Below are 22193 nucleotides of genomic sequence, written 5' to 3' on the forward strand. Positions count from 1 at the left end.
CAGCTGGACGCGCCTCAGCGCCCCCGTCATGACCCAGGATCCGGTCGACGGCCGGACCCTCGCGAAGCGGGCCGGCTACGCCAGAGTTCGGCGGATCCGTGCTCCACATATGATTCGCTCTGAAGCGTTCACGAAGGAGACGGATTTGTCAGCGGCAGACTCTCGAACAACATGGGTGCTCGTGGACGGCGAGAACATCGACGCGACTCTCGGCACTTCGATCCTCAACCGGCGGCCGCAGCCGGACGAGCGGCCACGGTGGGATCGACTCCTCGCTTTCGCCGGAAGGGAGTGGGCCCAGCCGGCGCGGGGCGTCTTCTTCCTCAACGCGTCATCGGGTATTCCCATGGCGTTCGTCCAGGCGCTCAAGGCGATGGACTACATCGTCGTCCCGCTGTCCGGCGAGCCTGACGAGAAGGTCGTCGACATCGCCATCCAGCGCACACTGCGCGCTCTCGACAGCCGTTCCGCCGACGTGATGCTCGTCAGCCACGACGGCGACTTCATCCAAGACATCGCGGGCCTGATCGGTCCACCGCGGCGGGTCGGCGTCGTCTCCTTCGCAGAGTTCCGAAACATCGGCTTCAACTCGCTCGCCGGGCTGGAGAAGTTCGACCTCGAGTACGACGCGCGGGTCTTCGACGCTCCACTGTCACGGATCCGGGTGATCCCCATCGGCGAATTCGACCCGACCACGTTCCTGGATTGAGAACCGTCCCGGCGGCTTGCTCGGCGACCGGCACGCGCATTCGCGGTGAGCCGCGTGCCTCTGGTGATTCTCCGGCACGCGATGATGGAGCCATGTCTTCCTCCGTCGAACGCCGTTCCAACCCGACGGCCTGGGCCGCGTTCTGGTTCGCGCTGGCCGGCCTCGTGCTCATGCCCATTCCTCTGTTCATCGGGCTGATACTGGGCGGCGGCCTTTCCATCGTCGCTGCCGTCCTCGCGGTGATCGGCCTTCTCAAGGGCCTCGCACGGGGCGGTACGGGCATCGCGCCGGTCGTCTTCGCGGCAATCTTCATCGCGCTCACGTGGGGCGGGATCTCGATCGGCGGCGGCACCGTCTGGTAGGTCTGCTCCTAAGACGCGAGGGCGCAGCATCCTGCCGCCCCGACGCTAGCCGAGGTGACGGGCGAGGGCTTCGAGCAGGCCTCGGGTGCCTTCTTCGCGGTTCGGGCCGTCGGCCCAGAACCTGTCGAAGAAGATGCCGTGCTCGACATGCGTGAGCCTGGTGCCGCCCGCTACCTGCTCGAACTCGAAGGACGCCACCGACGTGGACATGTGCGTGCCATCGAGCCACATGTCGTAGGTCGTGACGATGCGGACGTGTTCGACGATGTCGGTGTAGACGGCCTCGTACCGCGAGAGCGGGCCTCCGTGGAACTTCGCCTCGTCGATGTCGCGTCCGCCGACGCGGAAGTCGAACGTCCACTCGCCGGACTCGAACGCGTCTCCGTCGCTGAGCCAGCGACGCTTCTGCTCCCCGTCGGCGAACGCCTGCCAGACCCTGGTGACGGGCGCGGGGTACTCGCGCGTGAGGGTGAAACCGGAGTGGGCGAGGCGCCGGTCGACCGTCATCGGGCTGTGTCCTCGCGGGTGAAGGTGACGTGGATCGTGCCGCTCTCGGCGACCAGGGTCCGCACCCGGTGGGTCGATTCGAGGCCTCGCAGGTCGTCCCATACGCGGACGCCCCGGCCGAGCACGATCGGCGCGATCGCGACGTGAAGGTCGTCGACGAGTCCCTCGCGGAGGAACTCGCGCGCGGTGCGTATGCCGCCCCCGACCCGGACGTCGAGACCGCCGGCGGCGGTGGTGGCCTCGGCGAGCACGTCCTCGATGGCGCCGGCGCGGAACTCGAACGTCGTCCCGCCGGCCATCGGGATCGACGGCCGTGGCGCGGAGTGCGTGAGCACGTAGACGGGGTACCCGAACGGCGGCTGGTCGCCCCACCACCCCTTCCAGTCCGGGTCATCGGGATACGCGTGCAGACCGAACATGGCCGCGCCCATGATCTCGGCGCCCACGCCCGTGAAGAACGAGGCGGCGAACGATTCATCGATCCCGGTGGTTCCCGCGCCACTCGTGTCGCCGAAGACCTTCTGCCGGAAGGTGCGCGTGGCTGCGTAGGCCGCGGTCAGGGGTCCCCAGTCCTCGCCCATGGGGTTGTCGGCCTCGGGATCGGGCGCAGCGGTGTAGCCGTCGAGTGACGAGAACAGGTCGACGCGAACACGGGTCATTTCAGATCTCCTTCGGGGTGGTGCGGGCCAGGTGGATGCCGAGGCGGTCCGCCTGGCGTTCCGCAGAGGTTCGCTGCTCGCCGAGCCAGAGGTGCAGGACGTCGAGTGCGCCCGGTCGCAGGCTCACGGTCCGGACGCGCCCCTGCTTGCTCGACGTGACGACTCGGGCGTCCTCGAGGATCCGCAAGTGCTGAAGCAGCGACGGCAACGCCATCGAGAACGGTGCCATCAGGTCGGACACGACGGCCGGGGACTTCGCCAGACGCTCCACGACCGCGCGGCGAGTGGGGTCCGCGAGAGCTCGGAGCACAGCATCCAGCTCTCCGGAATAGTTAGGCATATGCCTAACCATTCCTCACTGGTCGGCGCCCGTCAACTGCCCGCCGAACGAGCGTGCGGGTTGTGCGACGGACTCGACGCGACGACCCGCCCGGGTCTCGCCAGCGTGCAGAGCCCGCAACCGAAGCAGTTCGGCGTCGACGTCGACGAGTACCTCGCGCCGGGACGAAATCCTCCTCACGGGGGAGGCGAGCCGAGACCTGCCGCTCGTAGCATCCGAGGTATGACCGATTCCGTCTTCAAGCCGGGTGACGACGTCTTCACCACGAACGCACGCGGCATCGTCATCGATGTCCGCGCAACGCCCTCGGGCAAGTGGGTCTTCGGAGTCGAGGACGCCCGCGGTGAGGTGAACTATTTCACCGCCGCGGCGCTCCGCCCGGCACAGCGCTAGCGACTGCCGCCGCCCGGACTGCGGCCCTCAGCCGCAGTTCGGGCGACAGCCGCGCTGGGTGACCGCATCGATCAGCACGGTGCCGATGTCGGTCGGCTGGAAGGCTTGATACGCCGCGCCGTCGGTGGCGGCCGCGATCTGCTCCAGAGCGGCCTGGTCGGTGTCGGGTCCGTAGCCGATCGCGATGACGGCGACGGGTTTCGCCGGATCCCGCAGAGTCTCGAGCTGCGCAAGCAGTCCCGGCAGGTCCAGGCCGTCATCATCCTCGTTGACCCCGTCGGTGTTGAGCAGCACCAGATGCACCTGCCCGGGGACATAGGTGTCGCGCATGTACTGCACCGCGGCGAGCACGCTGTCGTACAGGCCCGTGCCGCCGCCCACGAGACTGTCGAGCCCGTTGGCCGTGTCGATCGTGCGCTGCTTGTGCGCCGGATCGCCGAGCGGGCCGAACGGGACGATCTCCTGCCAGTCCTGTCCGCCGATCCGCCGGCTCGAGAACACCCAGGTCGCGAGCGACGAGTCGTCCGACAGCGAGTTGACGGCGCGCACGGCGGCCTGCTCGAACAGGTCGATGCGCCGCATGTCGGCGGTCGCCGGCTGAAGCATGGAACCCGAGACGTCGTTGAGCGAGAGCATCCTCGACGGCGCGGTGAGCATCTGCCAGGTGCGCAGCGCTTCGGCTTGGTTGGCGCTGTCGATGGGCTCGGCGACCACGGCGGCGTCGTCAGAGTCCGCAAGCGAGTCCGGCGCGTTCCCCGCCGCGTCGCGCAGGCCGTGCTCGGCGAGGTGGTCGCTTCCGCTCGCCACGGCGGCGGCGAACATCTCGACGGCGTCGAGGGTGTCGGCCGAAGTGTCTGCGAGCGTCACGAGGGGCACGCCGAGCACAGGCTTCACATCGGCGGGGTAGATCGGCACGAGTGCGGTCTGCGCTTCGCGGCCGTACTCCAGCAGCGCCTGCTCCGTGGTCACGGCGATCGTCGGCGTCGCCGCCGCAGATACTGCCGTGAGCGCATCGGCGGCGGTCGGGACGACGCCGGCGTCGAGGCCGAGCGCGAGCGCCGTGAATGCACGCGCATCCCCGCCGACCGCCGTCTGCAGCGCGAGCAGCGCGGCGGAGCTCGCCGCGACCGCCGCCGGATCCGGCAGCACGGCGGCGACCGCGCGCCCCGCGAGGCTCGAGAACCCAGCGCCTGCGGACTCGAGCGCAGCCGCCGTGGGCTCCGTCGCCGCGAACACGACCGGGGTGCTGGCCACGGGGGCACTGACGACCAGCTCCGCCGCGTCGACGCCGGTGAGCTCCGCCTGGCGGGTCGCTCGCTCGGGCCACATCGCGGAGTCCGGCACCCAGACGTCGAAGTCCGGCGAGGACCCGGCAGCCAGCGCCGCCGCTGTGACGGAGCTGTCTTCGGCGACGATCGTCACATCGGGGCAGTCGGCGCGGGTGTCGGGCAGATCGGCGACGATCGCCTCGAGCGCTGCCGCGAGCGCTGGGTCCGCGGTGACGCGCAAGCTCGAAGGCACGCACCCGCCTGTCGACGCAGGTCCGTCGTCGGGCTCCGTGCCGGTCCCGCGCGTGAGGAAGATGCCGAGGACGACCGCGATCGCCACGACGAGGACGAGGATCACTCCGAGCAGCAGCAGGGAGCGCCGCCGCCGCTGTGCGGCGCGGACGGCCGCCCGCGTGGGGGCATCGCTGTTGATGGGCGTGTTCGGCTGCACTCGAACCACATGCACTCCGATGGACGGCGGGTGGGGCCCGCTTCGGGGATACGTCGACGTATCTGAGGAATACGGCGTCGTATTTGGGGGGATACTTCAGTGGAGTATAGGGGACGGGCAGTCTCGATGCCCGGTGAGCTGGGCCCTCCGCGTGATCAGCTGATCGAGGCCGCCGCCGCGCGGATCGCGTCCAGTGTCGCCTGCGGCTGCGACACCATCGAGACGTGGGACGCATCCACCTCGGTGATCGTGGCTCCGGCGCGCTCTGCCATACGACGCTGCGTGTCGATCGGGATGACGCGGTCGTCGGTGCCGAGGACGGCCCAGCTCGGGATCGTCTTCCACGCCGGCGCCGCCGACGGTGTCACGTTCGCGACGAACGACGCCGGACGCTGCGTCGCGACGATTGTCCATCGGTCGGCCTCGGGGAGGTCCTGTGCGAACGCGTCATGCACGGTCTGCGGCTTGAGGAATGCCTCGGCCGCGCCCTCCGGAGCTCCCGGGTAGCCCGCGACGTCGAGGACCGTGGTCGGATCCGCGACCGCCAAGGCGGAACCCGACCCCTCGAGGATGCCGACGACGGTCTCGCCCTCGTCGGGGATGAACGCGTCGACGTACACCAGCGCCTTCACGTCGCCGCCGTGGGCGCCGGCGTTCGTGATGACCGCGCCGCCGTACGAGTGGCCGACGAGCACGACGGGCCCGCTCGTCCGCTGCGCGAGGAATGACGCGATGTAGGCGGCGTCGGACGTCAGCCCGCGCAGCTCGTTCGGCGGTGCCAGGACGGTGAATCCCTCGGCCTGAAGTGGAACGCTGACGGCGTTCCAGCTCGAGGCGTCAGCCCACGCGCCGTGCACGAGGACGATGGTCGGCTTGCTCTCTGACATTCGACTTCCCATCTGTTGCGCCGCCCCCAGGCGGCTGCGGATGATCGAAGTCGCGTCGTGTGCTGTCCTGGACGCGCTGACCGACACCTTAGGGCCGCCCGCCGCGCCGGCGCCAGCGCGAAGTTCACAGGTGCGGGACCGCGTCCGCCACTGCTCCCGATCGTCGCACCGCTCGGCGCGGCGTACGAGGGGCGCACCGCGAGCAGGCGCCGCCTGCTCGGGCGCTCGCTAGCGGCGTTGTTCGAAGGCTCCCGCGGTGACCGGAATCGCGACGGCCGCCACGATGCAGAGCAGGCCCAGGACGAACACCAGCGCAGGCAGGACCGGTGACGCGAACGACAGCCCCAGGATCACCATTCCGCCGACCATCAGGATCAGATAGAGCACGAAAAGCAGCATCGCCAACCTCCAGGATCGCCTCCCTCATTGATACTCCTCACGGGCCTGCCGCGGGAAGGGCCGTGTCCCTGGCATCGGTCTCGGGCGGGCGCGAGAATGGCGCCATGAGACTCGTGCAGGTTGCTCAGCACGCCGACGACCTCGAGCGCGCCGCAGGCTTCTACACCTCCCTCCTCGGCAGCGACGCGACGGCGGTGTTCGATCCGCCGGGCCTGCTGTTCTTCGACCTCGACGGCGTGCGGCTGCTGCTGGACCGCAACGCCCCGACCGCGCTGCTGTACCTGCATGTCGACGACGTCACGGCGGCCCTCGAGCGGATCGGCGATCGGGCCGAGGTCGTCTCACCGCCGCACGTGATCTTCACCCACGAGGACGACACCCTCGGACCGGCAGGGCACGACGAGTGGCAGGCCTTCGTCGAGGACTCCGAGGGCAACACCGTCGGCCTCGTCTCGTTCCGGCCCATCGCCTCCTGAGACCGCCAGGCTGCACGATGGATGCCCGCGTGATGAGGCATCCTGCTCGTATCGAGTCGGTAACGGGAGTCAGAGTGCACGCTCCTGTCGGGTTAGCCTGGTCGCGATGAGCGCCTACGTCTCGGCGTTCGAGCTGTTCTCCATCGGCGTAGGACCCTCGAGCTCCCACACGGTCGGTCCCATGCGGGCCGCCCACGATTTCGTCGTCCGCCTGCGCGAAAGCGGGGTTCTGCCGCAGGTCGGCCGCGTCACCTGCACGCTGTACGGCTCGCTCGGCGCCACGGGCATCGGCCACGGCACACCCGACGCCGTCGTCGCGGGGCTGCAGGGCCTCGAACCCGAGACGGTGGATCCGGATGCTGTGCGCTCCGCCTGGAGCGCCTGGCCCGACGATCGCGCGCTCGAGCTCGCCGGGAGGCACGCCGTCCCGTTCCGGCGCGGCGACGTCGTGTTCGCGCCGCGCACCAGGCTGCCTGGCCACCCCAACGCCATGACCCTCGAAGCGTGGACCTCGCCCGACGACGGACCTGCGCGTGCGCTCTCCGCGCCCGGAGTGCGCGAGACGGGCTCGCCTGCGGCTCTCGAACCCGTGGCGGCGACGGATGCCGGACTCCTCGTCCGCGAGACCTACTACTCCGTCGGCGGCGGCTTCATCCGCCGCGAAGGTGAGTCTGCGAGCGGCTCAGCGGCCGCAGGGGGGCCCCCGCGCGCGTTCCCCCTGGACTTCTCCAGCGCCGAGGAGCTGCTCGCCGTGTGCGACGAGCGGGGCATCACGATCGCCGAAGCCGCGCGCATCAACGAGGAGTCGCTGCGCCCCGACGAGGACATCGCCGAGGGGCTGGATGCGATCTGGGACGCGATGGCCGCGTGCGTCGAGGCCGGCCTGCAGGCGGGGGGCGTTCTCCCCGGGATGCTGGGGGTCAAGCGCCGCGCAGCATCCATCCGCGAGCAGCTCGAGGCCGCCGAGGCCGACGGCCGTCGCGAGCTGCCGGGGGAGTGGCTGGGCGCCTTCGCGCTCGCGGTCAACGAGGAGAACGCCGCAGGCGGGCGGGTCGTGACCGCTCCGACGAACGGTGCTGCCGGGATCCTGCCCGCCGTCGCGATGTACTGGTGGCGCTTCCTCGCCGATTCCGGCCTCGGCGCCGGCAACGCGGTGACGCCCTACGGCGAGCTGGTCGGCAGCGCACTGCTCGGCTATCACGGGCACGCGGCGACCACCGAAGAGGCTGCAGGCTGGGACGACGAACAGGTGGCGGAGGCGAACCGTCGCCGAGGCATCCGTCGATTCCTCCTCACAGCGACCGCGCTGGGCTCGCTGTTCAAGGCCAACGCGTCGATCTCGGGCGCAGAGGGCGGCTGCCAGGCCGAGGTGGGATCGGCGTGCGCGATGGCCGCGGGCGGCCTCACCGCCGTGATGGGTGGCACGAACCGGCAGATCGAGAACGCCGCCGAGATCGCGATGGAGCACCACCTCGGCCTCACCTGCGACCCGGTCGGCGGACTCGTGCAGATCCCGTGCATCGAGCGCAACGCGATCGCCGCGTCCACGGCGGTGACGGCCGCGCGGCTCGCGCTGCGTGGCGACGGTTCGCACTACGTCTCGCTCGACGCGGTCGTCGAGACCATGCGCCAGACCGGCATCGACATGTCGCACAAGTACAAGGAGACGAGCGAAGGCGGTCTCGCGGTCAACGTCATCGAGTGCTGAAGCCGAGTGCTGACCTCCGGAGCCCGGTGGCGGTCTTGTTCGTTCACGGCGAACGCTCGGTGGCTTAGCACTCGCATATCGAGAGTGCTAATCTGGTGGCAGTTGAGCCGGTGAGGCTCAACTTTCGACGAGAGGAGATAATCATGGCCACCAACGACCCGTTCCGGGACCTCGACCGCCTTGCTGCCGGTCTCTTCGACACGCGCCGCGGCCCCCGCCGCATGCCGATGGACCTGTACCGCGACGGCGACCATTACATCCTGACGGCCGACCTTCCGGGCATCGACCCGGGTTCGGTCGACATCGACGTCGACGGACAGCTGCTGACCATCCGCGCGGAGCGCACGCTGACGAGCGGCGACGACGTCAAGTGGATCACGCGCGAACGAGAGGCGGCGAGCTTCCTGCGCCAGCTCAATCTGGGCCAGGGCATCGACACCGAGCGCATCTCCGCGAGCTACAACAACGGCGTGCTGAGCGTGACGATCCCGGTCAGCGAGAAGGCGAAGCCGCGCAAGATCGAGGTGATGTCCGAGGGCGGCGCGCCGACGATCACGGCGCACGAGTCCGACGCGCCCCAGCCGATCGAGCAGTAGGACCATTCCAGAACGGATGCCTCCCCGCCGGCGCGGCGGCGAGGCATCCGTTCCGTCGTCTACGCTCGTGCGGTTCCGGTGAAGTGCCTGCGGCACCGGGCCTGGTAGGACTCGATCCCTCCGACGTGCGCAGGCGCCGGCACACCGGCATCGCCGGTGGGAGCCTCGGCGATGCGCTGGTGGAACGCGGCATCCTCGCCACAGACCGCGCACACAGCGGTGAGCTTGACGACGTCCTCGGCGATCGCCATCAGCGCCGGCAGCGGCTCGAACGGCCGGCCGTCGAACATGACGCACAGCCCTGACACCACCACGGTCACGCCGTCGGCGACCAGCCCGTCGACGGCGGGGACGAGGTCGGTGCCGAAGAACTGCGCCTCGTCGATGGCGACGAGGTCGAGCCCGCGGCCCTTGACGCCCGCGACGAGCGTCGCCACGTCGGGCACCGAGCGCGAGGGCACGCTCAGCCCGGAGTGCGAGCTCACCAGTCCCTCGCCCCGCCGATCGTCCAGCGCGTGGCTCACCACCTCGACCTCGAGCCCCGCGATGCGCGCGCGGCGGACGCGGCGCAGCAGCTCCTCCGACTTTCCGGCGAACATCGGACCGCACACCACCTGTATCCGGGACTGCCTGGTCGCATGCATGCCGCCACCCTATGTCCGGTTCGGCGCGAGGCGCACGAGACGACGCGCGAACGACGGTGGCCGTGGGCACCCGGGAGCGAGAACGGCGGATCAGCCCCCCGCGCGGCGTCCTCGCCGCACACGCCCGACCGTTTCCCCGACGGCGACGCCGGTGAGCACGAGGCCCGCGGCGACCGAGAGGGCGAGCGTGTCGAGCACACGCGCGGCGGCCGCGAGGAGCGCGAGCGCGAGCATCCCCGCGAGCTGTGCGCGCGCCCAGCGCCGCTCGAGCAGATGGCGGAACAGCACCGTGCCCGCGAGGAACAGCATCGGCCCCCCGATGACCGCGATCGTCGCGGCGACGTCGTGGTCGTGCGGGTGCGAGAGGGCGTCCTTGTCGCCCACGCTGATCACGACGATCCCGGCCACGATCGGGAGGTGCATCCACGTGTAGGCGGTGCGTGCCAGGCGACCCGGTGTGTCCGACGCCTCGATGGTCTCGGCGCCGACCCGTTCGCCGTGGTCGAAGTAGATCCACTACGCTGCGGCAGCGGTCGCGAACGCGGCGACGAGCGCGGCGACCGATGCCGGGGACGACTCGGTCTCGGCGAAGACGAGGCCGGTGACGAGCATGCCCTCGCCGAGGGCGATCAGGACGAAGAGCGCGGTCCGCTCGGCGATGTGGGGACCCGACAGATCCCAGCGATCGAGGCGCACCTTGCCGAGGCCCGGGACGGGGAACGCGAGTAGCGTTCCCGCGAGTTCGATCCCGAGCGCGATCGCCCACAGCGGCAGCTGCCACGGGAGAGGCAGCAGTGCGCCGACCAACCAGAAGACAGCGCTCGCGACCGTCCACGCGAGCACCGCGGTGAAGTCCCTGGACACGGCCGGATCGTGGCGGGCGGTCGCCCAGACGATGAACGCCGTACGCCCCACCTGAAGGATGACGTAGGCGATCGCGAAGGCCCACGCCCGCTCGCCGAAGGCCTCGGCGATCGAGACGCTCATGACGAGCGACACGAACGCGAGGCCGATGACCGCGCCGCGAACCGGCAGCGTCACCGGGTCGAGCCAGTTCGTGACCCAGGTCGTCGACACCCACGCCCACCACAGCGCGCACACGATGATCACGCCCTCGAGGACTCCGAGCGGGCTTTGATTCTCGTAGAGATAGGCCGACAGCTGCGTCAGCGCGAACACGAACACGAGGTCGAAGAAGAGCTCTATGTACGTCACCCGGTCGGCGCGCGGAGTGTCCGTCGGCCTCATCACGTTCCGCGTCATCCCGAAGGGCATGCCCCATCCTGGCATCACGCCGGCGCTGATCTCGATCTCGCCCCTGGACGGCATGCCGGCTGCGGGGCACTATTCATCTCGTGACGAACAATGCGGAGACGGATGCTGTGAGCGTGCGTGGTCTGCACGTCACGCGCGGCAGGACCGAGGTGTTCACGGGGCTCGATCTGCACATTCCGCGGGGGCAGATCACCGGCCTGCTCGGCCCGTCGGGGTGCGGCAAGACCACGCTGATGCGCTCGATCGTGGGCGTGCAGAAGGTGGCGGGCGGCGACGTGACGGTGCTCGGCGAACCCGCCGGTTCGCGCGCGCTGCGCAAGCGCGTCGCGTACGACACGCAGGCTGCCTCGGTCTACGGCGATCTCACGATCCAGCAGAACCTGCGCTACTTCGCGCGCCTCGTCGACGCGCCCCGTACCGACGTCGATCGCGTCATCGAGCAGGTCGGCCTCGCCGACCAGCGCGACCAGACCATCGACTCGCTCTCGGGCGGACAGGAGAGCCGCGTCTCGCTCGCGGTCGCCATGCTCGGGGTGCCCGAGCTGCTCGTGCTCGACGAGCCCACGGTGGGCCTGGATCCGCTGCTGCGCGCCGAGCTGTGGGAGGTCTTCCGCGGCCTCGCCGACGCCGGCGCGACGCTCATCGTCTCGAGCCACGTCATGGACGAGGCCCTCCGGTGCGACCGCCTCGTGCTCATGCGCGCGGGCCGCATCATCGCCGACACGACACCCGACGGTCTCTTCGCCGACACCGGGACGACGGACCCGGATGCCGCGTTCCTCACGCTCATCGAGCGCGACGCGAACGCTCGCGCCGCGGCCGAGGCGCCGCATCCGCTCACGCGGCGTGAAGCGCGCGAGCAGGCCGAGCATGCGCACCACGCGGACGAGGGGAGCGCCTCATGAACGGGGTGCTGACCCTCGCGACCGCGGGGCGGGTGCTCCGGCAGCTCAGCCACGACCCGCGCTCGATCGCGCTCATGCTCGTCGCGCCGAGCCTGCTCGTGGGCCTGTTCGCGTGGCTGTTCAGCGATCAGGAGGGCGTGTTCGACCAGTTCGGCGGGCCGATCCTGGCGCTGTTCCCGTTCATCGTGATGTTCCTGATCACCTCGATCACGACGCTCCGCGAGCGACGGTCGGGGACCCTCGAGCGGCTGATGACGACGCCGATCGCGAAGGCCGACTTCATCGTCGGCTACGGGCTGGCGTTCGGGCTCATGGCGACGCTGCAGGCGGTCATCACCGTGACCTTCGCGGTGTGGGTGTGCGGACTGCAGGTCGACGGCCCGCTCTGGCAGCTCGGGCTCGTCGCCGTCGTCGACGCGATTCTCGGCACCGCGCTCGGGCTCCTGGCGAGCGCCTTCGCACGCACCGAGTTCCAGGCGGTGCAGTTCATGCCGCTCATCGTGTTCCCGCAGATCATCCTGGGCGGGCTGTTCATGCCCCGCGAGGACATGCCCGAGGCGCTGTACCAGATCTCGAAGATCCTGCCGCTGAGCTACGCCATCGACACGATCAACGCGGTCACCGACGGCGACGAGGGCTGGGAGGTCTTCGGGCCTCTGCTCATCGTGGTCGCGTTCGCCGTGGGTGCGCTGATCCTCGCGTCGCTCACGCTCCGGCGCCGGACGCCATAGGCCCGACGCCCCGAGGTCAGCAGCTGGGCTGCTTCTTGCGCAGCTTCGCGGTGAGGTCGCGCAGCTGGCAGAGCTCGTCGTCCGAGAGCAGCGACATGCGCTCGGCGATCGCCTTGCCGTGGGCACTGGCGATGCGGCGGAACAAGGAGGCCCCGGCCTCCGTCGCGTGCACGAGCGCTCCGCGCCCGTCGTCGGGGTCGGCGCACTTGGTGATCAGTCCGCGCGCGACCATGCGGTCGACGAGCCGTGAGACGCTCGGCTGGCTGATCAGCATGTTCGCCGTCACGTCGCGCAGACGCGCGGTGAGGTCGTCGGCGCGGGTGACCGTGAGGAGCACGTCGTACTCGGCCTGGCTCAGCGTCTCGTCGTCGAAGTCGTCGTTGATGTCGCCGAACACCTCGTGCTGCGCGCGGAAGAGACTCTCCCACGCGTCGATGGCGAGACGGCGATCGGTCATAGCGTCAAGATTAGAGCCTCGCACCGACCCTAGGCTGGCCCCATGGCGTCTTCTGCAGTCGCGTCGTGGCGCACGCATCGTCTCGGATCCGTGGGGCTGGTGCTCGCCCTCCTCGCCGGAGTGCTGCTCGCCGGCCTCACCCCGAGCCCGGCGCACGCGGGCGTCGACGACTTCTCGTTCGAGAGCCTCGACGTGGAGTACCAGCTGGGCCGTGCCGAGGACGGCACCAGCACCCTGACGGTCGTCGAGACGTTCGTGGCGCTGTTCCCCGAGTTCGACCAGAACCGGGGCATGCGCCGCGCCATTCCCGACAGCTACCTGGGCGCACCCCTGCACCCCGAGCTCGTCTCGATCACCGACGAGACCGGTGCCCCCCGTGCCGAGGAGACGGAATCGGAGGACGGCTACTACTCCATGACGTCGCGCGCCGACGACTTCGTCCACGGCCGGCAGACGTACGTCTTCACCTACACGCTCCAGAACGTCACGCACCACTTCGCCGACACCGGGGTCGACGAGTTCTACTGGAACGTCAACGGCGTCGAGTGGCGGCAGCCCTTCGGCCGCATCACCGCGCGTGTGACGATGCCCGACGACCTCGAGGCCGCGCGCACCGGCGCGCAGGCCTGCTACGTCGGCTCCCAGGGCTCGACCCAGACCTGCGCGATCGAAGATGCCGACGGGATGATCGCGGCCTCGGCCGAGAACGTGCAGCCGTACCAGACGATGACGATCGCGATCGGGTTCGCCCCTGACACGTTCACCGAGTTCGACCCGAACTATCTCGCCTCGCCGTGGGGCTGGCTGCAGAGCGGGGTGGCCGTGCTCGGACTCGGCACCGCCCTCGTGCTGGCGGCGGTCACGCGCCGTCGCCATCTCCGCGACGAGCCCGGGCGCCCCGTCATCATCGCGGAGTACACGCCACCGCGCGGCATCGACGCGCTCGAGAGCGCCGTGCTGCTCAGCCGCACCACGAAGGCGATCCCGGCCGAGGTGCTCGAGCAGGCGGTGGTGGGCAGCATCCGTATCGAAGAAGGCCCGCCCAAGTGGTTCGGCGGCACGAAGCTGAAGGCCGTGCTCGTGGACCCGTCCCTCGCCGACGGGGACGGAAGGATGCTGCTGCCCGGCCTGTTCCCTCAGGGCCTCCCGGGCGAGGAGTTCGAGTTCGGCCGCTCCGACACGAGGTTCTCGACGACGGCGCAGAAGGTGCTGAAGGCGGCGTCGGCGGAGCTGTCGTCGAGGGGACTGCGGCGGAAGGTGCCGCTGGGTGCCCGGGCCTGGCCGGTCGTCATCGCGATCCTGTCCGCGGTCCTCGTGCTGCTCTTCGGCATCGGCGCGCTGGCGGGTTACGTGACGGCGTGGGTGCCGATCCTGCTGATCATCGGCTCCGTGCTCGTCGTGCTGCTGGTGGCGGGGATGGTGTCGCGCAAGCCCCTCACCGCCGCCGGTGCCGAGACGCGCGACCACCTGCTCGGGCTGAAGGAGTTCATCGAGTGGGCCGAGGCCGACCGCATCCGCATGCTGCAGTCTCCGCAGGGCGCGGAGCGGGTGCGCGTCGACGTCTCGGACCCGCGCATGAAGCTGAAGCTGTACGAGAAGCTGCTGCCGTACGCGGTGGTGTTCGGCCAGGAGAAGAAGTGGGCCGAAGAGCTCGCCGTGCTCTACGGTTCGGGCAACTCCCCGGGCTGGTACTCGGGCTCGACCGGATTCAACGCGGCGGCGTTCTCGGCCGGGATCTCGAACCTGTCGACGTCGGCCTCGTCGTCGTCCACGTCCGGCGGGTCGTCGGGCGGCGGCTCCGCGGGCGGCGGTGGCGGCGGAGGCGGGGGCGGCGGCGTCTGATCCGGGATGCTGCCCCTCGGGGACCGCGCTCGCTTCAGCCTTCGTGCGGGTGAGCGGCCGTCGGCTCCGGCACGTGGAGCCGGGTGAGGAACCGGTCGGTGCCGCGCGGGATGCCGCGGCGATCGCCGAGTGAGACGACCACGGTCACGACCACCGCGATCGGGACGGTCCACGCGGCGGGCTGCTCGAGGAACGGACGCAGGGCGGGCAATCCCGCCGTCACGAGTCCGCCGCCCAGGATCGCGACGCCGGAGAGGACCGCGCCGGTGAGCATGCCCGCGATCGCGCCGCGTGCCGTGAGGCCCCGCCACCAGATGCCGAGCAGCAGCACGGGGCACAGGGTCGACGCGGTGAACGCGAAGACCAGGCCGACGCTGCCGGCGAGCCCCGCCGGCTCGGTGGCCAGCGCGACGACCAGGGGGACGAACGACGAGAGCACCGCGGCGATGCGGAAGCCGCGCACGCTGCCGCCGAGCAGGTCCTGGCTGATCACCCCGGCGAGCGACACCACGAGCCCCGACGATGTGGAGAGGAACGCCGCGAACGCGCCCGCGATGACGAGGGCCGTCAGCACATCGCCGAGCGGCCCCGCGATCAGTCGATCGGGCAGCAGCAGGATGAGCGCGTCGGCATCGCCCGACTGCGCGAGGTCGGGCGCGAACGCGCGGCCGAGGAACCCGAACGCGGTCGGGAACAGATAGAACACCGACAGGAGCACGAGCACGATGACCGTCGTGCGCCGTGCGGCGACACCGTCGGGGTTCGTGTAGAAGCGCACGAGCACGTGGGGGAGTCCGAGCGTGCCGAGCAGCAGCGCCACCATCAGCGACACGGTGCGGTAGACCTCGAGGTCGCCGGGGCCCGCGCTCGGCGGGAACGCCTCGACCGGCGGCAATGCGGGCCGCACGTCGCCGACGAGGAGCAGGATCGCGACCACCGGGATCGCGAGGGCTGTGAGCTTCAGCCAGAACTGGAACGCCTGCACGAAGGTGATCGAGCGCATGCCGCCCGCCGCGACCACCACCGCCACGATGACCGCGACGGCGAGCGACCCCACCCAGGAGGGCAGGCCGGTCGTGATCCGCACGGTGAGGGCCGCACCCTGCAGCTGGGGCACGATGTAGAACCACCCGATGACGATCACGAGCGTGCTCGTCACGCGCCGTGCCCACAGGGAGTCCAGCCGCGCCTCGGTGAAGTCGGGGATCGTGTACGCCCCCGAGCGGCGCAGCGGCGCGGCCACGAACAGCAGCAGCATGAGGTATCCCGCCGTGTACCCGATCGGGAACCACAGCGCCGACGATCCGGTGAGCAGGATGAGGCCGGCGATGCCCAGGAACGACGCCGCCGACAGATACTCCCCGCCGATCGCCGACGCGTTCCACCAGGGACGCACCGTGCGGCTCGCGACGTAGAAGTCGCTCGTCGTGCGCGACACCCGCAGGCCGTAGAAGCCGATGAGCGCCGACGCCACAGCCACCGCCGCGATCGCGACGTAGCCGATCGCGGGGTTCACCTGTCCTCCGCCAGTGCCCGGTAGCGCGCCTCGTTGCGCGACGCCGCACGCACGTAGAGTCCGCCGACCGTGATGGCGAGCGGGTACACCCCGACCCCCAGCAGCAGCCACGACAGCGGCACGCCGAGGAGGAACGTCGTGTCGAGCTGGGGCACGAGCGCGATGGCCAGCACGAACAGCGCGGTGGCCACGACGAATCCCAGCGCGAACACGATCCCGAGGCGCAGCTGCGAACGGATCAGCGAGCGCACGTACACGCCGGCGATGTCGCTCGTGGGACCGCCCTCCGCCTCCGGCGACGACGAGCGGACGGATGCTGCGGGGGAGCCCGCGCGCGGAGCGGTGACGCGTACCCGGCCCGGCGAGGGCGGGCGCGGGTCGGGGGCTGCGTCGGCGTCGCCCGAGGTCATGCGCGCGGCCGGATCGTCGTCGACTCCAGCCTCTCGCGGAGCGCCGGCAGGCACCGCCGGCTCACCGGCAACTCGGCGCCGCCGACCGTGACGCTGGGGTGGTCGCCCCCGAGCCGGAGGCGCGCGAGGTGGGGGATCGCAACGAGGTAGGAGCGGTGGATCCGCACGAAAGCGTCGGACCACTGCCGCTCGAGATCCGACATCGGCACGCGCACGAGGTAGCTCGCTTCCTCGGTGTGCAGCCGCGCGTAGTCGCCCTGGGCCTGCACGTACCGCACCTCGTCACGCCGGATCATGCGCGTCGTCCCGCCGAGCGTGACGGCGATGAGCTCCGGCTGGGCGGAGGCCGCGGCATCCGTCGCCGGCGCGGCCTGCGCCTTCATCGCCTCGAGGACGCGCGTGACCGACCGGTGAAGCCGTTCGGTGCGCACGGGCTTGAGGAGGTAGTCCACCGCCGCGAGGTCGAAGGCCTCCAGGGCGCTCTCCTCGTCAGCCGTGACGAAGACGAGTGCGGGCCGGCGCTCGAACCGCTGCAGGGCGCGCGCGAGGTCGAAGCCGCTCAGGCCGGGCATGTGGATGTCGAGGAACGCGGCATCGACGCTCTCCCGCGTCAGCAGCCGGATCGCCTCGGCCCCCGAGGGCGCCTGGTGGATGACGCCGATGCGCGGGTCCTGTCCGAGCAGGAACGCGAGCTCGTCGATCGCGGGCTGCTCGTCGTCGGCGATGAGCACCGAGATCACGGTTCGCGCCTCCCCTCGGGCCGCTCGAGGGTCGCCGTCGCACGGACGGGACCCGTGGATGCCGCGACCCGGCCGGGCTGCGACTTCGGCACGCGCATCCGCACCAGCGTGCCCGCGCCGACGTTCGTGTCCACGACGAGGCCGTGCTCGTCGCCGTAGACCTGCCGGAGCCGTGCGTCGACGTTGCGAAGGCCCACGTGTTCACCCGGCGCGCCGCCGGCGAGTGCGCGCTCGAGCACGACCGGGTCGATGCCGACGCCGTCGTCCTCGACGCTGATCTCGGCGAACGCCCCCTGATCGGAGGCCTCGATCGTGATGCGTCCGCCGCCCTCCTTGCCCTCGAGCCCGTGGCGCACCGCGTTCTCGACGAGCGGCTGGATCGACAGGAACGGCACCACCGTCGACAGCACCTCGGGTGCGATCTGCAGGGTCACCTTCAGGCGCTCGCCGAACCGCGCGCGCTCGAGCTTCAGGTAGCTGTCGATCGAGCGGAGCTCCTCGGCGACGGTGGTGAAATCCCCGTGCCGGCGGAACGAGTACCGCGTGAAGTCGGCGAACTCGAGCACGAGGTCGCGGGCCTTCGCAGGGTCGGTGTTGATGAAGGAGGCGATGGCGTTGAGCGAGTTGTAGATGAAGTGCGGGCTGATCTGCGCGCGAAGCGCGCGCACCTCGGCCTCGGCGAGGGCCGCGCGCGATGCGTCGAGCTCGCCGAGCTCCACCTGGGCGGCCACCCAGTCCGCCACCTCGCCGGTCGCGCGCACGAGCCCGGCCCGCACGCGCGGCGCGAACGCGACGATGGCCCCCGCAGGCACGCCGCTCGCGAGGATCGGTGCGGCGACAGCATCCGTCTCCCGCTCGCCGATCCGCGCCCGTCGCTGCATCTGCGTGCGACCCGATGCACGGGCCTCCGCGGCCAGCCGTCCGGCGACCTCGCGCACGGCGTCGTCGCCCTCGACGGTGACGTGACCCGACGGGTCGACGAGCGCGAGCGTCTCGCACCCGAGGAGGCCCTTGAGATGGCGACCGGCCCGGGTCGCGTCGCCTTCGGCCATGCCGCCGCGCAGGTGCTTGGCGGCGCGGCTCGCGAGGTGGAGCGTCTGGTACGTGGCCTGCTCGACGTCGGTGCCGAGCTCCTTGGATGCCACCACGATGCGCCGGAGCAGGATCACGACGCCGACCGCGAGCGCCCCGGCGAGGACGCCGGCGGCAGCGGCGAGCAGCATCGACTCGGGCATGCGGCCAGCGTAGCCGTCGTTCGTCGTCGGCCGACCGCCGTTCGTCGCACCGTGGACGCCGCTCACCGACGACGAACGGCGACCGCCCCCGGCCGCACCTGCCGAACGCGAGCATGGTCGCACTGTCAACGCAGCGGCGCGGCCGACGGGCGCGCCGACCCCCTCGAAGGAGAGACGCCATGGGCAACGAAGCCCCCAGCGCCGCGACGGACCTCGCAGAGGTCGACTACGGCGCGGTGCAAGCATCACCTGATTTCCAACGGCTCCGGCGCACGCATCGGAGCTTCGTCTTCCCGGTGCTGGGCGCGTGCCTGGCCTGGTACTTCGCGTACGTCCTCCTCGCCAGCTACGCCCACGACTTCATGTCGATCCGCGTGTTCGGCAGCGTCAACGTCGCGATGGTCCTCGGCATGGCGCAGGTCGTCACGACGTTCGCCGTCACGACCTGGTACGTCCACTACGCCAACAAGCGCCTCGACCCGCTCGCGGAGGAGATCCGCGACGAGATCGAGACCGGCGAGTTCGAGAAGGCAGGGGAGACGCGCTGATGCGGCACTTCACAGAAGCGGCGACCACGTCGCCCGGTGAGCCCTGGCTCAACATCGCCATCTTCGGCGCATTCGTCGCCGTCACGATGGTGATCGTGTTCCGCGCCAGCCGGAACAACAAGACCGCGGCGGACTATTACGCCGCCGGCCGCTCGTTCACGGGTGGCCAGAACGGCTCCGCGATCGCGGGCGACTACCTGTCGGCGGCGTCGTTCCTCGGCATCGTCGGCGCGATCGCGATGACCGGCTACGACGGGTTCCTCTACTCGATCGGATTCCTCGTCGCATGGCTCGTGGCGCTCCTGCTCGTCGCGGAGCTGCTGCGCAACACCGGCAAGTTCACGATGGCCGACGTGCTGTCGTTCCGGCTCAGGCAGCGTCCGGTGCGCATCGCGGCGGCGACCACCACGCTCGTCGTGTGCTTCTTCTACCTGCTCGCGCAGATGGCGGGCGCCGGTGGCCTGGTGTCGCTGCTGCTCGGCATCGGCGACCAGCTGGGCCAGGCTGTCGTCATCACGGTGGTGGGCGCGCTCATGATCCTCTACGTGCTCATCGGAGGCATGAAGGGCACCACCTGGGTCCAGATCATCAAGGCCGTGCTGCTGATCGCGGGCGCCGGTGTGATGACGGTGTGGGTGCTCGCGCTCAACGGCTTCGACTTCTCGGCGCTCCTCGACAAGGCCGTGGCCGTCGCCGAGAACCCGGCGATCCTCGACCCGGGCCTGAAGTACGGCGTCTCGGACACCTCGAAGATCGACTTCCTGTCGCTGGGTCTCGCCCTGGTGCTCGGCACCGCGGCGCTGCCTCACGTGCTGATGCGCTTCTACACCGTGCCCACGGCCAAGGAGGCGCGCAAGTCCGTCGTCTGGGCCATCTGGCTCATCGGCATCTTCTACGTCTTCACGCTGGTCCTCGGCTACGGTGCCGCCGCTCTCGTCGGCCCGGCGGTCATCGCCGCGGCGCCCGGCGGCCCGAACTCGGCGGCCCCGCTGCTCGCGTTCTCGCTGGGCGGACCGCTGCTGCTCGGCCTCATCTCGGCGATCGCGTTCGCGACGATCCTCGCGGTCGTCGCCGGCCTCACGATCACCGCCGCCGCGTCGTTCGCGCACGACATCTACGCGTCGGTCGTGAAGAAGGGCAAGCCCGAGCCGGGTGCCGAGGTCAAGGTCGCGCGCCGCACGGTGGTCATCATCGGCATCGTCGCGATCATCGGCGGCATCGGAGCGAACGGTCAGAACGTCGCGTTCCTCGTGGCCCTCGCGTTCGCCGTCGCGGCTTCGGCGAACCTCCCGACGATCGTGTACTCGCTGTTCTGGAAGCGGTTCACGACCAAGGGCGCTCTGTGGAGCATGTACGGCGGTCTCGCCTCGGCGATCCTGCTCATCGTGTTCTCGCCGGTGGTCTCGGGCTCTGAGACGTCGATGCTGAAGACCGACGCGATCGACTTCGCGTGGTTCCCGCTGTCGAACCCCGGCATCGTCTCGATCCCGCTCGCGTTCTTCCTCGGCTGGATCGTCAGTGTGCTCGACAAGACGTCGGAGGACCCGAAGAAGCAGTCCGAGATGGAGGTGCGCTCGCTCACCGGCATCGGCGCGGAGAAGGCGGTCAGCCACTGACGCAGAGGGCAAGAGTAAGGGCCGGTCGGAGAGGCTACCGACCGGCCCTTGTCCCTTGCACCAAGAGTGTCCTGCAATCACATGCCGGTAGCTGCCACAGCAAAACAACTACCGTNGGATCCAATACCTCGAAGAGACGATCCCGAAGATCGAGAGGCTACCGACCGGCCCTTGTCCCTTGCACCAAGAGTGTCCTGCAATCACATGCCGGTAGCTGCCACAGCAAAACAACTACCGTGCAAGCACTCTATAACGGTGAGATAACGCTGACAAGCGTTTTCTGTGATCTTTTCGTGATCTTCCCAGGGGAGGCTCGACAGGCGGGTATGGGGAGGTGGGAGGTCTTCGCCGAAGCGCGGCCGGGTGATCTCAGATGTCCTGGTAAATAGGCAAAAGTGAAGGGCCGGTCGGAGAGGCTACCGACCGGCCCTTGTCCCTTGCACCAAGAGTGTCCTGCAATCACATGCCGGTAGCTGCCACAGCAAAACAACTACCGTGCAAGCACTCTATAACGGNGAGAGGCTACCGACCGGCCCTTGTCCCTTGCACCAAGAGTGTCCTGCAATCACATGCCGGTAGCTGCCACAGCAAAACAACTACCGTGCAAGCACTCTATAACGGCCAGATAACGCTGACAAGAGTTCGCTGTTATGTTTTCGTGATCGGTTTCCTGGGTGGCTGTCACTGGCGACCTCGCAGAGCCCCTTGACCGCAGCATCCAGATGTGTACAGTGTGAACATACGCACTCGACACTCGGAGGTTCCGATGCAGAGCTCGACCCAGAACGCCCTTCCGCCCGTCGTCGATGCCGAGCAATGGCGACGCGAGCTCGATGAGCTCCGCGTGCGCGAGAAAGCGGCGACGCGAGAGCTCGACGCCATCGCGGCGCAGCGCCGGAGGCTGCCGATGGTGCAGATGCCCGACTACACGCTGATGGGCGAGTACGGACCGGTGCGCCTCGTCGACGTCTTCGAGGGAAAGTCGCAGCTCATCGTCTACAACCACATGTGGTTCGAGGGGAAGCAATGGCACTGCCCGGGCTGCACCGGCTACACGTCGCAGTTCACCCGGCTCGACTTCCTCGACGCGTACGACGCCCGGTTCGTCATCGTGACGCAGGGTCCGATCGACGAAGCGCTCGAGTACAAGGAGCGCACGGGCAACCGCATGGACTGGTACTCCACCGCCGGGAGCCCGTTCGGCGCCGACGTCGACGCGCCCGCCGGAGGCGGTTTCGCGGTGAACGTCTTCCTCCGCGACGGCGACACCGTCTATCGCACCTGGCACACGAACGGCCGGGGCACGGAGCAGCTGAGCCACACGTTCCCGCTCATCGACGTGCTCCCGTACGGCCGCCAGGAGGAATGGCAGGACTCGCCGGAAGGGTGGCCGAAGACCGACGCCTACGACGGGTGGTTCACGTCGCAGAAGGTCGCGGAGCTGTACGGACCCGGCGCGCACACGCACGGATGAAGAAGACGAATGCCGCACCCCGCGACTGCGGCCGGGGTGCGGCAT

The 22193-nt window shown here is 69.8% G+C and carries 24 protein-coding genes and 1 pseudogene; 12 read left to right on the top strand and 13 right to left on the bottom strand.

The annotated features are described in order from the left end of the window. The first annotated feature begins 109 nt into the window (after positions 1 to 109). Positions 110 to 709, top strand: coding sequence for an NYN domain-containing protein (locus ASF40_RS10165; protein ID WP_056368678.1), 600 nt, complete (start codon positions 110 to 112; stop codon positions 707 to 709). Positions 710 to 801: 92 nt separating this feature from the next. Beyond that, positions 802 to 1071, top strand: a complete 270-nt coding sequence (locus tag ASF40_RS10170) for a hypothetical protein (protein ID WP_045297779.1) — start codon at positions 802 to 804, stop codon at positions 1069 to 1071. A gap of 45 nt (positions 1072 to 1116) precedes the next feature. Here ASF40_RS10170 and ASF40_RS10175 read toward each other — a convergent pair whose 3' ends face one another. From ASF40_RS10175 to ASF40_RS10185, 3 genes are read right to left on the bottom strand one after another with little or no spacing between them, the layout of a single operon-like run. Continuing rightward, a complete protein-coding gene (locus tag ASF40_RS10175; protein ID WP_056368680.1) occupies positions 1117 to 1578 on the bottom strand; it encodes an SRPBCC domain-containing protein in 462 nt (153 codons plus the stop codon). Next, complete coding sequence (locus ASF40_RS10180; RefSeq protein WP_056368682.1) at positions 1575 to 2237, bottom strand: dihydrofolate reductase family protein; 663 nt, start codon at positions 2235 to 2237, stop codon at positions 1575 to 1577. Before ASF40_RS10180 ends, ASF40_RS10175 begins: the two co-directional genes overlap by 4 nt. Position 2238: 1 nt before the next feature. Continuing rightward, positions 2239 to 2577 carry an ArsR/SmtB family transcription factor gene (locus tag ASF40_RS10185; protein ID WP_045297775.1) on the bottom strand — a complete coding sequence of 113 codons (339 nt, stop codon included), beginning with the start codon at positions 2575 to 2577 and terminating at the stop codon, positions 2239 to 2241. A 222-nt stretch (positions 2578 to 2799) separates the two neighbouring features. On the opposite strand from ASF40_RS10185, the gene ASF40_RS21350 reads away from it, so the two are divergent. Further along, positions 2800 to 2970 carry a hypothetical protein gene (locus ASF40_RS21350; RefSeq protein ID WP_200919474.1) on the top strand — a complete coding sequence of 57 codons (171 nt, stop codon included), beginning with the start codon at positions 2800 to 2802 and terminating at the stop codon, positions 2968 to 2970. A gap of 27 nt (positions 2971 to 2997) precedes the next feature. Here the strand turns inward: ASF40_RS21350 and ASF40_RS10190 are convergent, their stop codons facing one another. From ASF40_RS10190 to ASF40_RS21105, 3 genes are all read right to left on the bottom strand, one after another. Continuing rightward, a complete protein-coding gene (locus ASF40_RS10190) occupies positions 2998 to 4698 on the bottom strand; it encodes a VWA domain-containing protein (protein ID WP_157549610.1) in 1701 nt (566 codons plus the stop codon). Positions 4699 to 4844: 146 nt separating this feature from the next. Then, complete coding sequence (locus ASF40_RS10195) at positions 4845 to 5576, bottom strand: alpha/beta fold hydrolase (RefSeq protein WP_056368686.1); 732 nt, start codon at positions 5574 to 5576, stop codon at positions 4845 to 4847. Between the two features lie 228 nt (positions 5577 to 5804). Beyond that, positions 5805 to 5975 carry a hypothetical protein gene (locus ASF40_RS21105; RefSeq protein ID WP_157549612.1) on the bottom strand — a complete coding sequence of 57 codons (171 nt, stop codon included), beginning with the start codon at positions 5973 to 5975 and terminating at the stop codon, positions 5805 to 5807. A gap of 104 nt (positions 5976 to 6079) precedes the next feature. Here ASF40_RS21105 and ASF40_RS10200 point away from each other — a divergent pair, with 104 nt between their 5' ends. The 3 genes from ASF40_RS10200 (at position 6080) to ASF40_RS10210 (ending at position 8755) form a co-directional block, all read left to right on the top strand. Further along, entirely contained in the window at positions 6080 to 6451 is a 372-nt protein-coding gene (locus tag ASF40_RS10200; protein ID WP_056368688.1) for a VOC family protein, read from the top strand. A 106-nt stretch (positions 6452 to 6557) separates the two neighbouring features. Then, the gene (locus ASF40_RS10205; RefSeq protein WP_056368690.1) at positions 6558 to 8159 is read left to right on the top strand and encodes an L-serine ammonia-lyase, iron-sulfur-dependent, subunit alpha; all 1602 of its coding nucleotides are present in this window, start codon (positions 6558 to 6560) and stop codon (positions 8157 to 8159) included. 143 nt (positions 8160 to 8302) lie between these two features. Next, complete coding sequence (locus tag ASF40_RS10210; RefSeq protein WP_045297761.1) at positions 8303 to 8755, top strand: Hsp20/alpha crystallin family protein; 453 nt, start codon at positions 8303 to 8305, stop codon at positions 8753 to 8755. A gap of 59 nt (positions 8756 to 8814) precedes the next feature. Here ASF40_RS10210 and ASF40_RS10215 read toward each other — a convergent pair whose 3' ends face one another. Continuing rightward, on the bottom strand, positions 8815 to 9399 hold the full coding sequence (locus ASF40_RS10215; RefSeq protein ID WP_056368693.1) for a thymidine kinase: 585 nt from the start codon (positions 9397 to 9399) through the stop codon (positions 8815 to 8817). A gap of 90 nt (positions 9400 to 9489) precedes the next feature. Beyond that, positions 9490 to 10728 (bottom strand): annotated as a pseudogene (locus ASF40_RS21480) (low temperature requirement protein A). A gap of 26 nt (positions 10729 to 10754) precedes the next feature. On the opposite strand from ASF40_RS21480, the gene ASF40_RS10230 reads away from it, so the two are divergent. After that, entirely contained in the window at positions 10755 to 11579 is an 825-nt protein-coding gene (locus ASF40_RS10230; RefSeq protein ID WP_200919475.1) for an ABC transporter ATP-binding protein, read from the top strand. After that, entirely contained in the window at positions 11576 to 12310 is a 735-nt protein-coding gene (locus ASF40_RS10235; protein ID WP_056368701.1) for an ABC transporter permease, read from the top strand. Before ASF40_RS10230 ends, ASF40_RS10235 begins: the two co-directional genes overlap by 4 nt. A 16-nt stretch (positions 12311 to 12326) precedes the next feature. Here the strand turns inward: ASF40_RS10235 and ASF40_RS10240 are convergent, their stop codons facing one another. After that, complete coding sequence (locus ASF40_RS10240) at positions 12327 to 12767, bottom strand: MarR family winged helix-turn-helix transcriptional regulator (RefSeq protein ID WP_056368703.1); 441 nt, start codon at positions 12765 to 12767, stop codon at positions 12327 to 12329. Between the two features lie 42 nt (positions 12768 to 12809). Between ASF40_RS10240 and ASF40_RS10245 the strand changes: the two genes are divergently transcribed. Then, a complete protein-coding gene (locus tag ASF40_RS10245; RefSeq protein WP_056368705.1) occupies positions 12810 to 14609 on the top strand; it encodes a DUF2207 domain-containing protein in 1800 nt (599 codons plus the stop codon). Positions 14610 to 14643: 34 nt separating this feature from the next. Here ASF40_RS10245 and ASF40_RS10250 read toward each other — a convergent pair whose 3' ends face one another. The 4 genes from ASF40_RS10250 to ASF40_RS10265 are packed head-to-tail and all read right to left on the bottom strand — an operon-like array spanning position 14644 to position 18510. After that, positions 14644 to 16125: a sodium/solute symporter gene (locus tag ASF40_RS10250; RefSeq protein ID WP_056368708.1), complete on the bottom strand. Its 1482-nt coding sequence runs from the start codon at positions 16123 to 16125 to the stop codon at positions 14644 to 14646. Continuing rightward, positions 16122 to 16535 carry a DUF485 domain-containing protein gene (locus ASF40_RS10255; RefSeq protein WP_056368710.1) on the bottom strand — a complete coding sequence of 138 codons (414 nt, stop codon included), beginning with the start codon at positions 16533 to 16535 and terminating at the stop codon, positions 16122 to 16124. Before ASF40_RS10255 ends, ASF40_RS10250 begins: the two co-directional genes overlap by 4 nt. Beyond that, a complete protein-coding gene (locus tag ASF40_RS10260) occupies positions 16532 to 17275 on the bottom strand; it encodes a LytR/AlgR family response regulator transcription factor (RefSeq protein ID WP_056368712.1) in 744 nt (247 codons plus the stop codon). The genes ASF40_RS10255 and ASF40_RS10260 overlap by 4 nt, the downstream gene beginning before the upstream one ends. Next, positions 17272 to 18510 (bottom strand): sensor histidine kinase, encoded by a 1239-nt coding sequence (locus ASF40_RS10265; RefSeq protein ID WP_056369855.1) that lies wholly within the window; start codon positions 18508 to 18510, stop codon positions 17272 to 17274. The genes ASF40_RS10260 and ASF40_RS10265 overlap by 4 nt, the downstream gene beginning before the upstream one ends. A 179-nt stretch (positions 18511 to 18689) precedes the next feature. Between ASF40_RS10265 and ASF40_RS10270 the strand changes: the two genes are divergently transcribed. From ASF40_RS10270 to ASF40_RS10280, 3 genes are all read left to right on the top strand, one after another. Further along, positions 18690 to 19058: a DUF485 domain-containing protein gene (locus tag ASF40_RS10270; RefSeq protein ID WP_056368714.1), complete on the top strand. Its 369-nt coding sequence runs from the start codon at positions 18690 to 18692 to the stop codon at positions 19056 to 19058. Continuing rightward, positions 19058 to 20674: a solute symporter family protein gene (locus ASF40_RS10275; protein WP_056368715.1), complete on the top strand. Its 1617-nt coding sequence runs from the start codon at positions 19058 to 19060 to the stop codon at positions 20672 to 20674. The genes ASF40_RS10270 and ASF40_RS10275 overlap by 1 nt, the downstream gene beginning before the upstream one ends. Positions 20675 to 21440: 766 nt before the next feature. Further along, complete coding sequence (locus tag ASF40_RS10280; protein ID WP_056368717.1) at positions 21441 to 22148, top strand: DUF899 domain-containing protein; 708 nt, start codon at positions 21441 to 21443, stop codon at positions 22146 to 22148. Positions 22149 to 22193: the final 45 nt, after the last annotated feature.

It is taken from the genome of Microbacterium sp. Leaf288 (genome assembly GCF_001422925.1).
Lineage (GTDB): Bacteria > Actinomycetota > Actinomycetes > Actinomycetales > Microbacteriaceae > Microbacterium.